Annotated in this window: 15 protein-coding genes and 1 riboswitch; of the genes, 10 read left to right on the top strand and 5 right to left on the bottom strand. The window is 46.4% G+C overall.

Annotated features, from left to right (window positions below):
- Positions 1–36: 36 nt before the first annotated feature.
- Complete coding sequence (gene pckA, locus BAMF_RS34815) at positions 37–1,620, bottom strand: phosphoenolpyruvate carboxykinase (ATP) (protein WP_013353268.1); 1,584 nt, start codon at positions 1,618–1,620, stop codon at positions 37–39.
- A 198-nt stretch (positions 1,621–1,818) separates the two neighbouring features.
- Positions 1,819–1,957, top strand: a riboswitch (SAM riboswitch).
- Between the two features lie 169 nt (positions 1,958–2,126).
- On the opposite strand from pckA, the gene metK reads away from it, so the two are divergent.
- The 3 genes from metK (at position 2,127) to alaP (ending at position 6,975) form a co-directional block, all read left to right on the top strand.
- Positions 2,127–3,329 (top strand): methionine adenosyltransferase, encoded by a 1,203-nt coding sequence (gene metK / locus BAMF_RS34810; protein ID WP_003152253.1) that lies wholly within the window; start codon positions 2,127–2,129, stop codon positions 3,327–3,329.
- A gap of 143 nt (positions 3,330–3,472) precedes the next feature.
- Positions 3,473–5,371 (top strand): asparagine synthase (glutamine-hydrolyzing), encoded by a 1,899-nt coding sequence (gene asnB, locus BAMF_RS34805; protein WP_013353267.1) that lies wholly within the window; start codon positions 3,473–3,475, stop codon positions 5,369–5,371.
- Positions 5,372–5,571: 200 nt separating this feature from the next.
- On the top strand, positions 5,572–6,975 hold the full coding sequence (gene alaP, locus BAMF_RS34800) for an alanine permease AlaP (RefSeq protein ID WP_013353266.1): 1,404 nt from the start codon (positions 5,572–5,574) through the stop codon (positions 6,973–6,975).
- A gap of 176 nt (positions 6,976–7,151) precedes the next feature.
- Here alaP and BAMF_RS34795 read toward each other — a convergent pair whose 3' ends face one another.
- Positions 7,152–7,667 (bottom strand): gamma carbonic anhydrase, encoded by a 516-nt coding sequence (locus tag BAMF_RS34795; RefSeq protein WP_038463278.1) that lies wholly within the window; start codon positions 7,665–7,667, stop codon positions 7,152–7,154.
- Between the two features lie 46 nt (positions 7,668–7,713).
- Here BAMF_RS34795 and BAMF_RS34790 point away from each other — a divergent pair, with 46 nt between their 5' ends.
- Together BAMF_RS34790 and BAMF_RS34785 are read left to right on the top strand one after the other, a co-directional pair.
- Positions 7,714–8,493 carry an alpha/beta hydrolase gene (locus tag BAMF_RS34790; RefSeq protein WP_013353264.1) on the top strand — a complete coding sequence of 260 codons (780 nt, stop codon included), beginning with the start codon at positions 7,714–7,716 and terminating at the stop codon, positions 8,491–8,493.
- 20 nt (positions 8,494–8,513) lie between these two features.
- Positions 8,514–9,593: a tetraprenyl-beta-curcumene synthase family protein gene (locus tag BAMF_RS34785; protein WP_013353263.1), complete on the top strand. Its 1,080-nt coding sequence runs from the start codon at positions 8,514–8,516 to the stop codon at positions 9,591–9,593.
- A gap of 38 nt (positions 9,594–9,631) precedes the next feature.
- Here BAMF_RS34785 and BAMF_RS34780 read toward each other — a convergent pair whose 3' ends face one another.
- The 3 genes from BAMF_RS34780 to mnmL all read right to left on the bottom strand — a co-directional run bounded on the left by BAMF_RS34780 (position 9,632) and on the right by mnmL (position 11,501).
- A complete protein-coding gene (locus BAMF_RS34780) occupies positions 9,632–9,826 on the bottom strand; it encodes a hypothetical protein (RefSeq protein WP_014470848.1) in 195 nt (64 codons plus the stop codon).
- A gap of 128 nt (positions 9,827–9,954) precedes the next feature.
- Positions 9,955–10,536 (bottom strand): tRNA 5-(aminomethyl)-2-thiouridylate-methyltransferase MnmM, encoded by a 582-nt coding sequence (gene mnmM, locus BAMF_RS34775; protein ID WP_013353262.1) that lies wholly within the window; start codon positions 10,534–10,536, stop codon positions 9,955–9,957.
- Entirely contained in the window at positions 10,533–11,501 is a 969-nt protein-coding gene (mnmL, locus tag BAMF_RS34770) for a tRNA modification radical SAM protein MnmL/YtqA (RefSeq protein ID WP_013353261.1), read from the bottom strand. The genes mnmM and mnmL overlap by 4 nt, the downstream gene beginning before the upstream one ends.
- Before the next feature lie 237 nt (positions 11,502–11,738).
- On the opposite strand from mnmL, the gene BAMF_RS34765 reads away from it, so the two are divergent.
- From BAMF_RS34765 to BAMF_RS34745, 5 genes are all read left to right on the top strand, one after another.
- Positions 11,739–12,011: a YtzC family protein gene (locus BAMF_RS34765; RefSeq protein ID WP_013353260.1), complete on the top strand. Its 273-nt coding sequence runs from the start codon at positions 11,739–11,741 to the stop codon at positions 12,009–12,011.
- A 191-nt stretch (positions 12,012–12,202) separates the two neighbouring features.
- Entirely contained in the window at positions 12,203–12,397 is a 195-nt protein-coding gene (locus tag BAMF_RS41440; RefSeq protein ID WP_014470846.1) for a hypothetical protein, read from the top strand.
- Complete coding sequence (locus BAMF_RS34755) at positions 12,357–12,749, top strand: GntR family transcriptional regulator (protein ID WP_013353259.1); 393 nt, start codon at positions 12,357–12,359, stop codon at positions 12,747–12,749. Before BAMF_RS41440 ends, BAMF_RS34755 begins: the two co-directional genes overlap by 41 nt.
- Positions 12,742–13,620, top strand: coding sequence for an ABC transporter ATP-binding protein (locus tag BAMF_RS34750; RefSeq protein ID WP_013353258.1), 879 nt, complete (start codon positions 12,742–12,744; stop codon positions 13,618–13,620). Before BAMF_RS34755 ends, BAMF_RS34750 begins: the two co-directional genes overlap by 8 nt.
- Before the next feature lie 24 nt (positions 13,621–13,644).
- The gene (locus BAMF_RS34745) at positions 13,645–14,568 is read left to right on the top strand and encodes an ABC transporter permease subunit (RefSeq protein ID WP_013353257.1); all 924 of its coding nucleotides are present in this window, start codon (positions 13,645–13,647) and stop codon (positions 14,566–14,568) included.
- Positions 14,569–14,575 lie beyond the last annotated feature (7 nt).

Below are 14,575 nucleotides of genomic sequence, written 5' to 3'. Positions count from 1 at the left end.
AAAAGCCGAGGGCATATACGCCCTTGGCTTTTTTGGTTAAACGAGAGGTCCGCCGGCTTTGGCAATGGAGTCTGCATGGGAAAACTTTTTAAAGTTTTCTTTGAACTCATTGGCTAAAAACAGCGCTTTTTCGTTGTATGCTTTTTTATCGCTCCATGTGTTTTCAGGCTGAAGAACCTCATCCGGAACGCCCGGAACATGAACGGGGCTGTGCAGACCGAAAATGCTGTCTGCTGTCATGTCTGTCTGATCAAGCGTGCCGTCAATTGCGGCTTTGACCATCGCTCTTGTATACGAAAGTTTCATCCGCTCTCCGACTCCGTACCCTCCGCCGGTCCAGCCTGTGTTGACCAGAAAGACTTGAACGCCGTGTTCGTCGATTTTCTTCCCGAGCATTTCGGCATATACGTGAGCCGGAAGCGGCAGGAACGGTGAACCGAAGCACGTGGAAAAAGTCGTTTGCGGAGATGTCACACCGCGTTCGGTTCCGGCAAGTTTGCTGGTGTACCCGCTTAAGAAATGATACATCGCCTGCTCCTTCGTCAGTTTGCTGATCGGAGGGAGCACACCGAATGCATCCGCCGTTAAAAAGACGATCGCCTGCGGGTGGCCGGCAATGCTAGGCTGCACGATATTGCCGATCATCTCAATCGGATATGCGGCTCTTGTGTTTTCCGTGTAGAAGGAATTGTCGTAATCCGCCTCACCCGTTTTCTCATCAAGCACAACATTCTCAAGAACAGACCCGAAGCGGATCGCGTGAAAAATCTGCGGTTCTTTTTCTTCGCTCAGATTGATACATTTAGCGTAACATCCGCCTTCAATGTTAAAAACGCCGGAATCAGACCAGCCGTGCTCGTCATCGCCGATCAGTTTCCGGTCCGCATCGGCTGAAAGCGTCGTTTTCCCAGTGCCGGAAAGACCGAAAAACAGGGCGACATCGCCTTTTTCACCGACGTTGGCTGAGCAGTGCATCGGCAGAATATCCTGCTGCGGGAGCAGAAAGTTCATAATCGAGAATATTGATTTTTTCATTTCTCCGGCGTACTCGGTGCCGCCGATTAAAATGACGCGCTTTTCGAAGGATACAATAATAAATGTTTCAGAATGCGTGCCGTCCGTTTCCGGATCAGCTTTAAAATGCGGAGCTGAAAGAATGGTAAACGGCTGTGCTTGCGGATCTTTTTCATTCGTCTCCGGTCTGATAAACAGCTGGCGCGCGAATAAATTATGCCACGCAAATTCATTTACGACTGTAATCGGCAGTCTGTATTTTTCATCTGCGCCTGCGAATCCTTCAAAAACAAACAGTTCATCTCTCTGTTTTAAGTAGCTGACGACTTTGGCGTACAGCTTTTCAAACGCTTCTTCAGAAATGGGCTGGTTCACCGCGCCCCAATCAATTTGATTTTCTGTGCTTTTTTCACGAACGATAAATTTATCTTTAGGTGATCGGCCCGTATATGCGCCGGTAGTGGCGCGTACGGCGCCTGTTGATGTCAGCGTTCCTTCATTTCGGCTGATCACTTTTTCAGTAAGTTTTGGAGCTGATAAATTATGATGCACATTCGGACTTGCGAGTAACGCTTGAAGATCTGCGGTTAAATCAACTAATTTCATAAAAACCTTCCTTTGCCGGTTTATTTGTATTTCGCTGAATGTGGAATTAGTATAACATATATATAAAAATAGTCTATACTATTTATTATTTTTTGTTTGTGTTTTTTCCATTGCTTCCCGAAATAAAGGCGCGTAATCGCTTTAATTCATATTGACACTTTCCGCCCTTTTACGATAAGATATTTCATTGAGCGGATACTCTTATCCCGAGCTGGCGGAGGGACAGGCCCGATGAAGCCCAGCAACCGGTTTCTCTGTAAAAAAGCAGGTGAAAACACTGTGGGAAACCAAGGTGCTAACCTGATGCAAGGTTTAATATTTCCTTGAGCGATAAGAGTGAAAGGCACACAGACCAAACCCTTTCCTCGAGTGGAAAAGGTTTTTTTATTTCATAAAATATGCCAATTAACATTCTCTGATATAGTATGACATTGTATTAAGAGGGAGCGAGTTCCGTATCATATGAAAAGGTCTTGCAAAAGATCTTTTTTCAGGAGGAAAAGTAAATGAGTAAAAACCGTCGACTATTTACATCTGAATCTGTTACCGAGGGTCATCCGGATAAAATCTGTGACCAAATTTCTGACAGTATCTTAGATGAGATTTTAAAAAATGACCCGAACGCGCGCGTAGCCTGCGAAACGTCTGTAACAACAGGTCTTGTGCTGGTAAGCGGAGAGATTACAACATCAACATACGTTGACATTCCGAAAACAGTCCGTGAAACGATTAAAGAAATCGGCTACACACGGGCTAAATACGGATTTGATGCGGAGACTTGCGCTGTTTTAACATCAATTGATGAACAGTCTGCGGATATCGCGATGGGTGTCGATCAGGCTCTTGAAGCGCGTGAAGGCACAATGAGCGACGCTGAAATCGAAGCGATCGGAGCGGGGGACCAAGGTCTGATGTTCGGTTATGCGTGTAACGAAACGAAAGAGCTTATGCCGCTTCCGATCTCACTGGCGCATAAATTAGCCCGCCGTCTGAGCGAAGTCCGCAAAGAAGACATTCTTCCGTACCTTCGCCCTGACGGAAAAACGCAAGTTACCGTTGAATATGATGAAAACAACAAACCTGTCCGCATCGATGCGATCGTCATCTCAACTCAGCACCATCCGGAAATTACGCTTGAGCAGATTCAGCGCAATCTGAAAGAGCATGTCATTAACCCTGTCGTGCCTGAGGAACTGATCGATGAAGAGACAAAATACTTCATCAACCCTACGGGACGTTTCGTAATCGGCGGTCCGCAAGGTGATGCGGGGCTTACAGGCCGTAAAATCATCGTTGACACATACGGCGGATATGCACGCCACGGCGGCGGCGCGTTCTCCGGTAAGGATGCGACGAAGGTAGACCGTTCAGCGGCATACGCTGCGAGATACGTAGCGAAAAACATCGTGGCAGCAGGCCTTGCTGATTCTTGTGAAGTGCAGCTTGCATACGCAATCGGCGTGGCACAGCCTGTTTCTATTTCCATCAATACGTTTGATACAGGAAAAGCTTCTGAAGAGAAACTGATCGAAGTCGTACGGAATAACTTCGACCTGAGACCTGCCGGCATTATTAAAATGCTTGATTTGCGCCGCCCGATCTATAAGCAGACTGCTGCTTACGGCCACTTCGGACGCCATGATGTGGATCTTCCTTGGGAGCGTACTGACAAGGCGGATGCGCTTCGCAAAGAAGCACTAGGAGAATAATTTTATAGCCGCTTACTTAAGCGGCTTTCCCTTTTTGCAGATGCTGCCATGCTGATTTTTTACATAGCGTGAAACCAATGGCGTAACAAAGCGTCTATAAAAAGGGGGTCCAATTAGAAAATTACACTTATGGAGGCTATACTATGTGTGGATTTGTCGGTGTTTTTAATAAGCATCCATTAACTCAAACCGCAGATCAAGAAGAGCTAATCAAACAAATGAATCAAATGATCGTTCACCGCGGTCCTGACAGCGATGGGTATTATCATGACGAGCACGTCGGTTTCGGCTTCAGACGGCTCAGTATTATTGACGTAGAAAACGGCGGACAGCCTTTATCATATGAAGACGAAAAATATTGGATCATTTTTAACGGCGAAATCTATAACTACATTGAATTGAGAGAAGAGCTTGAAGCGAAAGGCTACAAGTTCAATACAGATTCCGATACCGAGGTGCTCCTTGCGACATACCGCCATTATAAAGAAGAAGCTGCTTCAAAGCTTCGCGGAATGTTTGCGTTTTTAATCTGGAACAAAGCTGACCGTGTCATGTACGGCGCGAGAGACCCGTTCGGAATTAAACCGCTGTATTACACAACCATCGGGGACAAAGTGTATTTTGCTTCTGAAAGAAAAAGTTTAATGGCCGCTCAAAACGGTATTGATCTTGATACAGCTTCTTTACAGCAATATATGTCTTTCCAATTCGTTCCTGAACCGAGCACGCTTGACGCTGAAGTGAAAAAAGTCGAGCCGGGCAGCCAGTTTACGATCCGCCCGGAAGGCGATATCGCGTTTAAAACGTACTTCAAAGCGAACTTTAAGCCCGTTCAGTCTGATGAAGATAAATTGGTGAAAGAAGTCAGAGACGCAATCTTTGACTCTGTCAAAGTCCACATGAGAAGTGACGTTCCCGTCGGCTCGTTCCTATCAGGCGGTATTGACTCTTCTTTTATCGTCTCAGTTGCGAAAGAATTTCACCCGAACCTGAAAACATTTTCTGTCGGCTTCGAGCAGCAGGGCTTCAGTGAAGTTGATGTAGCGAAGGAAACAGCTGCCGCGCTCGGGATTGAAAATATCAGCAAAGTCATTTCTCCAGAGGAGTATATGAACGAGCTTCCGAAAATCGTCTGGCACTTTGATGACCCGCTTGCAGATCCGGCGGCGATTCCTTTGTACTTTGTCGCGAAAGAAGCGAAAAAACATGTAACGGTTGCGTTATCCGGGGAAGGCGCGGACGAGCTGTTCGGCGGGTACAATATTTACCGTGAACCGCTGTCGCTTAAACCGTTTGAACGCATTCCGTCCGGACTGAAAAAAATGCTTCTTCACGTGGCGTCGGTCATGCCAGAAGGAATGAGAGGGAAAAGCCTCTTAGTCCGCGGCTGCACACCGCTTGAGGAGCGCTATATCGGAAATGCGAAGATTTTTGAAGAGCCTGTGAAAAAACAGCTGCTTAAACATTACAATTCAGAGCTTTCATACCGTGATGTCACGAAGCCGTACTTTACGGAAAGCCGTTCATACAGTGACATTAATAAAATGCAGTATGTCGACATTCATACGTGGATGCGCGGCGACATTCTGTTAAAGGCTGACAAAATGACGATGGCCAACTCATTGGAACTGCGCGTGCCGTTCCTTGATAAAGTCGTGTTTGACGTGGCCTCTAAAATTCCGGATGAATTGAAAACGAAAAACGGCACGACGAAATACCTCCTGCGTAAAGCCGCTGAAGGGGTAGTGCCTGATCATGTGCTTAACCGTAAAAAACTCGGTTTCCCTGTGCCGATCCGCCACTGGCTGAAAAATGAAATGAACGAATGGGTGCGCAACATCATCCATGAAAGCGAAACAGACGCTTATATTGAAAAGGATTATGTCCTTCAGCTTCTTGAAGATCATTGTGCCGACAGAGCGGATAACAGCCGCAAAATCTGGACCGTGCTGATCTTCATGATCTGGCACAGCATCAATGTCGAAAAAAGACTGGTGCCGGAAGAGCTGAATCATCAGCCGAAAGAAGTCATCTTCGTTTAATCCAAAAGGCTTTCGATGTTATCGAAAGCCTTTTTTCTATTGTTTTTTATAAACCTTCTATTCCGCTATGTTTTCCGCAAAGTGTTACGCAATATTCAGAAAAATGTTATTATAGGACTATCGGACAGATTCCGGAGAGTGTTTTCTGGCTATTTCGTCTCGGTTTGTTTTTTCTGTCAAAATCAGGGGGAGGGAGAGTTATGCAAAACAAAGGAAAAACGCTTCACCGCGGCTTGGAAGAGCGGCATATCTCGCTTATGTCTTTGGGAGCCGCGATAGGAGTCGGGCTGTTTCTCGGGTCAGCTTCGGCCATAAAGCTTGCCGGACCGGGGATTTTAGCAGCTTACGCCTGCAGCGGGCTGATTATGTTTTTTATTATGCGGGCATTAGGGGAAATGGCGATTCAAAAGCCTGTGGCCGGCTCATTCAGCCGGTATGCCAGAGATTATCTCGGCCCGCTGGCGGGATTTTTAACGGGCTGGAATTATTGGTTTTTATGGGTCGTTACCTGCATGGCGGAAATCACCGCGGTCGGCATTTATATGGGCTACTGGTTCCCTGACGTGCCGTCATGGATCTGGGCGCTTTGTGCACTCGTCATTATGACGGCTGTCAACTTTCTGGCGGTCAAAGCATACGGTGAGCTTGAATTCTGGTTTGCGCTCATTAAAGTCCTGGCGATTCTGTCAATGATTGCGATCGGCCTTGTGATGATCGTATTCGGTCTCGGAAACGGAGGCGTTGCGCTCGGGATCAGCAATTTATGGAGCCACGGCGGCTTTTTCCCGAATGGGATTAAAGGGGTGCTGCTGTCGCTGCAGATGGTCATGTTTGCATATCTCGGGATTGAGCTGATTGGTGTCACAGCCGGTGAGGTCAAAAACCCGGAAAAATCACTGGCACGCGCCATTGATACTGTTTTTTGGCGCATTCTCATTTTTTACGTCGGAGCTTTGTTTGTCATTATGTCAATTTATCCGTGGCAGGAGATCGGTTCAGGCGGAAGCCCGTTTGTTTTGACATTTGAAAAAATCGGAATCCCCGCAGCGGCCGGAATCATTAATTTTGTCGTTTTGACGGCGGCTCTTTCGTCCTGCAACAGCGGGATCTTCAGCACAGGACGCATGCTGTTTAATCTGGCCGAGCAAAATGAAGCCCCTAAAACCTACGGCACGGTCACAAAAGGCGGGGTGCCGGGAAAAGCGGTATTGGTTTCAGCGGGTGCGTTATGCATCGGCGTTCTGTTGAACTACGTGGTGCCGGCGAAAGTGTTTACATGGGTGACAAGCATTGCGACGTTCGGAGCGATTTGGACGTGGGCGATTATTTTGCTTTCTCAAATGAAATATCGTAAAAGCTTACAGCCGGAAGAACGAAAAAAACTGAAATATAAAATGCCTTTATATCCCTTTTCCTCTTATATCTCACTGGCATTTCTCGCTTTTGTCGTTGTACTGATGGCTTTTAATGCAGAGACCCGAGTGGCCGTCATCATCGGCCCTGCCTGGTTCTGCATATTATTAGCAGCCTATTACGGGAAAGGCTTCCATAAAAGAAAACACATAAATCTGGAAAACGGACAGACATTTGCCGAAAAAGCGTAAAAAAAAGAGCCCGCTGAAATGGGCTCTTTTTTCATAGGATCGGGTCAAAGGGGGAAGAATAAAACAAATTCCTGAACATTTTGCTTCTGTTTTCTGACAACCAGCAGAACGCAAATGGTTTTTGCTTAAATAATATTTTGAAAAATGGTACAGTAGTAAAACAAAGCTGATCTTTTTTATTTCTCTTGCAGTGCTTTATAGTATCGGCCTTTTTCAACATATTCCGTTCTGATTCTTTCCATGTCCCGTACATCTTCTTCTGTCAGCCGGCGGATGACCTTTGCAGGGCGGCCGAACGCAAGAAAGCCGGGCGGAATGGATTTGCCGGGAGGAACGAGACTTCCGGCGCCGATAAACGCGCCTTCTCCGATTTCTGCCCCGTCCAGAATGACGGAGCCCATACCGATTAAAGCATTCTTTCTGATGATTGCGCTGTGCAGTGTAACCTGATGGCCGATCGTGACGTCATCTTCAATAAGAAGCGGGCGGCCCGGACTTTGATGCAGACAGCTCAAGTCTTGTATGCTGACTCTTTTTCCGATTCTTGTCGGCGCAACATCCCCGCGGATGACGGCTGAGAACCAAATGCTTGATTGTTCTCCGATCACGACGTCGCCCGTAATGACGGCGTTATCCGCAATAAACGCTTCAGGATGTATGTCCGGCGTAAATTCTTTATAAGGGTAGATTATCATGTCTCATCCTTCTTTCTCTAAATTTATGTAAGAGGTGAACAGCATGTGGACTTGGAAAGCAGACAGGCCCGTCGGTACCATTGTCATAATCCACGGGGCAAGCGAATACCACGGGCGTTATAAATGGCTCGTTGAAATGTGGAGATCTTCCGGATATAACGTGGTGATGGGTGATTTGCCCGGTCAGGGAACATCCACCCGCGCCAGAGGGCATATTCGCTCTTTCCAAGAATACATTGATGAAGTAGATATATGGATTGATCAAGCGAGAACGCTTGAATCGCCCGTTTTCCTTTTGGGCCACAGCATGGGCGGACTGATTGCGATAGAATGGTTTAAGCAGCAGAGAAATCCCCGCATTACGGCACTCATTTTATCATCACCTTGTCTTGGGCTGCAAATAAAAGTCAATAAAGTGCTTGATTTTGCGTCTAAAGGACTGAATGTTCTCGCCCCGTCCCTCAGAGTGGACTCCGGTTTATCGCCTGATATGGCGACAAGGAATGCGGATATGATTGAAGCGGATCAAAACGATTCTTTATATGTCACGAAAGTATCTGTAAGATGGTACAGAGAGCTTTTAAAAACCATTGATGCCGCTATGGTGCCGACTGATGCGTTTTTAAAAGTGCCGCTTTTGCTTATGCAGGGCGGTGATGACAAAATCGTTGATAAAATGAAGGTCCGTAAATGGTTTTCCGGTGTGGCTTCCCATAATAAATCATACCGGGAATGGGAAGGGCTTTATCATGAAATTTTTAATGAACCGGAAAGAGAAGCTGTGTTTAAGGCGGCGAAAGCCTTTACAGATCAGTATATTTGAATTCGCTGGGGGTGCATTTGTTGACAGTACCGGAACATCCTTTTAACCTTATGGCAAAAGTGTATCGTGAAATTTTTCCGCTCGTACATCAGGAATTGAATATATGGCGGGAAAAATCAGATTCCATTAAAAATACCGAGCTGCGGGAGCAGGCGGCCGCAAGTATCCGTGATAAATCGTTTCATTGTGAGGGCGGCGGCATTTTAGCCCTGCTGTCGGGAGAGCAAAAACAGAAATGCGTGCAATTTATCATTGCGTACCAGACGATCAGTGATTATCTGGACAATCTGTGTGACCGCAGCACATCGCTTGATCCGGAAGATTTCCGCATGCTTCACCTTTCGATGCGTGACGCGCTGACAGTCGGTGCCGAGGTGCAGCCGTACTATCAGTACAGAGAGGAGCAGGATGACGGCGGTTATCTTCATGAGCTGGTCAGAACATGCCAGCGGGTGCTCGGGTCAATAGAACATTACGGCATCATTAAACCTTATTTGCTCGAGCTGTGCGATTATTATTGCGATCTTCAGGTGCATAAGCATGTCGTTGAGCATGAACGCGTTCCGAGGCTTAAAAGCTGGTTTGAGCAGTACCGGTCACAGCTTCCGGAAATGGAGTGGTTTGAATTCTCTGCTTGCGCAGGATCGACGTTAGGCATTTTCTGTCTCGTCGCTTACTCTTTCCAGCCTGATTTCAACGAACATACCGCTGAGAAAATCCGCAGCAGTTATTTTCCGTACATACAAGGGCTGCACATTCTGCTCGATTATTTAATAGACCAGGAAGAGGATCTGCTTGAAGGCGATCTGAATTTCTGTACGTATTATCAATCTCATGAAGAAATGATGCAGAGACTGAAGCATTTTATTGAAAAAGCGGATGAACATTTGCACGGCATTCCGCATGAAAATTTTCACCGGCTGATTAACCGGGGGCTGCTCGGCGTCTATTTATCCGATGACAAAGTCGCCAGCCAAAAAGAAATGGGCCGCCTCGCGCGAAAGCTGATCAGGGCAAGCGGAAAAACGTCATTTTTCTTTTATATCAACGGAAGAGCCTACCGCAAATTTCAGAAGATGGCTTGGACGAAAAGCTCGTAATGGATGAACAGTGCCCATTAAAAAGAGACATGCGCAATTTACGCTGTCTCTTTTTTTAATGGTTTCTTTTTTTCCGCAAAGTGCATTACAAATTTGCCGACCAGCCCGATGACGAAAAATGCAGCAAACCACCAGTAATAGGTTTTCGCGAACTCAAATCCTAAATGTCTTGATAAAATGATGATGAACATCACGTAGGGAACACTTGAAAAAATGATGCGAAGAATATTCAAACTGCTGCTCCTCTCAGGTGTTTCAGTGGAAAAATGAACTTTTTCCCATTATTTCATGGTAATTGACTTTTTTGAAAAAGTAAATACGTTCACAAAAAGAATCGGCCTGTTGATGACAGGCCGATTCTTTATTTACCAGGAGATTTCTTTTCAATTGCTATAATAAACGGCGGGTCGTTTCGCTGGTTGAGAAAGCCGTAGCTCAGCACGCGCGCCTTTTCCTGATCAAGGTTTTCGCAATATTCCAGAAGCGCATTCTTTTCCGTCTTTCCCTCAGGATGCCCGTGGTAGACCACGAGAACGATCAGCCCGTTCTCTTTCAGCAGTTCAAGGAGCTGTTCGATTGCAGAAATGGTAGAGTGCCCGTTTGTCGTAATGCTTTTATCGCCGCCGGGCAGATAGCCGAGATTAAACACGGCACAAGCCACACGGCCGTGCGCATCCTCAGGCAGGGATGCCTTTATTTGATCATGGCTCTTATGGTGCAGCGTGACGCGCGGGCTGAGGGCGTCACCGAGACGCTCCTTCGTTTTGGCGAGTGCATCAGCCTGAATATCAAAGGCATGGACATGTCCTGTCTCACCGACAAGGCCGGCCAGAAAATATGTATCATGCCCGTTGCCCATTGTCGCGTCAACCGTGATATCTCCTTCTTGTGCGGCGGACTTCAGCAATTCTTTACTGAAAGGGAGGATGTGCATCAAGGTCATAGGGCAGTCTCCTCCCCGATTTTTCTGAAGAGCTTTCCTTGATAGCTTCCCCGTGTTTCCAGCTCTTTTTGAATGGCGCCCAGTACTTCCCACTTATTGACGCTCCACATCGGCCCGACCATTAATTCGATCGGCCCGTCCCCCGTAATGCGGTGAACGATCATTTCCGGGGGAATGATTTCGAGCTGATCACATACAAGCTGGACATATTCTTCCTGCGAAAGGAATTCAAGCTTTCCTTTTTCATATTGCTTCACCATCGGTGTGCCTTTTAATAAGTGAAGCAGGTGAATCTTAATGCCTTGAACATCCAAATCAGCGACGGCTTTGGCCGTCTCCATCATCATGTCCCTGTTTTCGAGCGGAAGCCCGTTAATGATATGGGAACAAACACGGATGCCGTGTTTTCTCAGTTTATTGACGCCCTCAACATAGCAGTCAAAATCATGGGCGCGGTTGATCAGAAGGGCGGTCCGCTCATGTACGGTCTGCAGCCCGAGCTCAACCCACAAATATGTCCGTTCATTCAGTTCGGCCAAATACTCCACGACATCATCCGGCAGGCAGTCCGGACGGGTCGCGATAGACATGCCGACAACACCGTCAAGCTTGAGTACGGATTCAAATTTCTCACGCAGCTCCTCCACCGGCGCATGTGTATTCGTGAACGCTTGGAAATATGCGATATATTTGCCGTCTTTCCACTTTTCGTGCATGCGGTTTTTGATATCGTGAAATTGCGTGATTAAGTCATCGGCCCGGTTGCCGGCAAAATCGCCAGATCCGGCCGCACTGCAGAATGTGCATCCGCCGTGTGCAACCGTGCCGTCCCGATTCGGGCAGTCAAAACCGCCGTCAAGCGCGACTTTAAACACTTTATGCCCGAAATGCTCCCGCAGATGATAATTTAATGTATGGTACCGTTTTTCCGTATTTGAATAAGGAAAAGGGTTATTCTCGTTCAATGTTCAAAAAGCCTCCCTCACATCAGATGCATCCTAAAATTGTAGCATGAATGATGGGGGTTCACAATGTGAAAACAGATGCGGCTTTCTTTTGTTTAGTATAACTGCGGGCAGGATTCTCATTCCTTTTCCTGACTCACGGAAAATTTGGTTCTCTTTCCTGCAATCTTCGGGTGTTAATCATTTTTCCTCCGCTCAAACTAAGTTTGATTTCCCATTCACTGAGGAGGGGTTTCGTTGGCAACAAGACAATCAGTAGATGAACATCTCCAAAGAAGCGAACAGGCGTATGAATTTGCGAATGAGCAATTTAAAACCGCTTCCAAACAAGAGCATTATAATGATAATGAGTACAGTGAAGCGCAAATGATGCTTGAAAACGCGGTGAATGAATTAAACAAGCTGTCATTATCTGCGAATGATCAGCAAAGAGAGCAGCTTTACCGAATGAGATTGCAGCTCCAGACCCTGCAAAACAATATGATTTTGCAGCGTAATTTCGATTACTGACCGCACCGTTTTAGATGGTGCAAAACCTGCCGGAATCCCGGCGGGTTTTTTTGTAGTTCTTTTTAAAAAAGAATTGACAATAGGGCGGAGTGTGTTTATTGTATTACGTGTACTACTTGATGTAATACACTGCAAACACTCAAAAAATGAAATCGAAATATAAATGTTGAGCATAGGAAAGGAGAGCCTTCATGAAAAACAAAAGATCCGTAAAACAAGATGTGCCTCTTATTATCGCCGCCTCGGTTTTGGCCAGCAGTCTGTTTGTCATTCTTGCGTCATCGGTTTTCAGTGGCAGAACATTTAAAGAAATAGAGCAGCTCGTAAAAGAAAGAAGGGAAGTAAATGATTCAAATCGATCCGAGAAGCTCAACCCCGATTTATGAGCAGATCATACAGCAATTGAAAGAGCTTTGTTTAAAAGGGATCATGAAGCCGGGGGATAAACTTCCTTCTGTCAGGGAATTGGCAACGATCATTATCGCCAATCCGAATACAGTCAGCAAAGCGTACAAGGAGCTTGAACGCGATGGTGTCATTGAAACGCTGAGGGGAAGAGGAACGTATATATCGGAGAATGCAAAAAAGACATTGGTTGAAGGGAAGATGACGATGATAAAAGAGCAATTGAAACAGCTCATCATCGATGCCCATTACGCGGGAGTTGAGCTGGAGAAGCTGCAGGAATGGATAAAGGAAATCAGCGCTGATGTGAAAGGAGGCAGGGATCATGATTGAATTGCGCAATCTCTCAAAAACGATTGACGGTAAAGAAGTGCTCAAGGATATTTCGCTCACCATCGGAAAAGGAGAAATTTTTGGGCTGCTCGGCCGAAACGGATCAGGGAAAACAACATTGCTCCGGCTCATTCAGCAGATTCTGCTGCCGGATCAAGGGACGGTTTTATTTAATCAGGTGGAAATAAAGCGGCATCCGAAAGTAAAACAGAATATCATTTATATGCCTGTTGAAAATCCTTTTTATGACAAATATACATATAAACAGCTTGTTGCTATTGTAAGCAGAATCTATCCGAATTTTGATGTGACTTACGCCAATGAGCTCATGAACAGGTACAGCATTCCGGAAACGAAGAAATACCGGGAATTATCCACAGGGCTGAAAAAACAGCTGGCCCTCGTCCTTGCCTTTGCTTCACGTCCGGCATTGATTCTTTTGGATGAACCGACGGATGGGATTGACGCTGTAACGCGTCATGACGTGCTTCAGCTTATGGTGGATGAAGTGGCTGAACGGGAAACGAGCATTCTGATTACTTCACATCGTTTAGAAGATATTGAGCGCATGTGCAACCGGATCGGATTTTTGGAAGGAAATCAGCTGACGAATGTGATGGATTTGGATGATATGAAAGAGGATTACATGAAAATCCAAATGGCGTTTGATGAGGATGTCAACTTGATGATCAGAGAACAAAACATACCGATCCTCGACCATGCCGGTGTGTTTTATACAGTGCTGATTCCGAAGAACGATGAGAAGAAAAAGAAATTTCTGCAAGAGCTGCGCCCGAAAGTGTGGAACGAGCTTCCTGTAAACTTAGAAGAAGTCTTCATCGCGAAGTTTGGGGGGAACCGGAGATGGTAGACCGGGGATTGCTATGTTCTCGTTATGGTCGGCCTTTTTTTAGCGGCGGTCAATCCTTTTGAAGTGTTAAATACCTATCTGGTCTACCAAGGCTGTCTGGATACCCCGGGAGCATATTGTAAGTTTTATGTGAATTCTTTGGAGAGCAGAATGCTGAACTTGAACTGGGCGCCCGCTGTGATTTTGGCGGTTTGCTTATTCGGACTGGAGCGCACAAAGGGAACGATTGATACGCTTTTCAGTCTGCCTTATTCCCGCGCTCAGGTGTTTCACACTAAATATTGGCTCGGAGCGGCGGTCATTGCCGGCTTTCAGGTCATCGGCTACGGGCTGGCTGAGCTGTTGATTCTTCTGTTAAAGCCTGAACGCGTATATTTCTTCCACCATTACAGCGTTGGAGAGATCATTGTGAGTGTTTTGGCTTTTACATTGGTCGCGAGCGCAGGCTGCTTAACGGGCAATACGTTCGCCCAGCTGTTAACGGCGTTTGCTGTATCGATAGCGCCTTACCTGATTATTACGTTGCCGTTGACAAATGCGGAAGTCATCTTCGGGATCGACATGCATGAGCTGATGCCGCCAGTCAATGCTTACCTAAACAATTCTTTTCAATATCTGAATCCGATTACGTACATTGATACGAATTGGGTATCTGCCAGCAAGTATATATTAATCATCCCGGCAGTGATGAGCATTATATTTTATGCCATCGGGTACTTTTGCTATGTCAGACAGCCCGTGGAACGGAACGGCCGTTTTTTCCTCTGGAGACAGCTTGACCGGCCCATTCAGATTGTGGTAATCATTATCGCCGTTCTCGGTTTTGGCCTGGCGGGGTACTCGACGGGACAGACGATGACAGGGTATGCGGCCGGGATGCTGGTCGGAGGAGCGGTCGGATTTTTGGTCAGTTATTTTGCGATTTATAAAAAAACGAAGCATGTGTAAGAAAGGA

This window comes from Bacillus amyloliquefaciens DSM 7 = ATCC 23350 (assembly GCF_000196735.1).
GTDB classification, from domain to species: domain Bacteria; phylum Bacillota; class Bacilli; order Bacillales; family Bacillaceae; genus Bacillus; species Bacillus amyloliquefaciens.
This window is presented reverse-complemented; position numbering and strand designations above follow the sequence as displayed.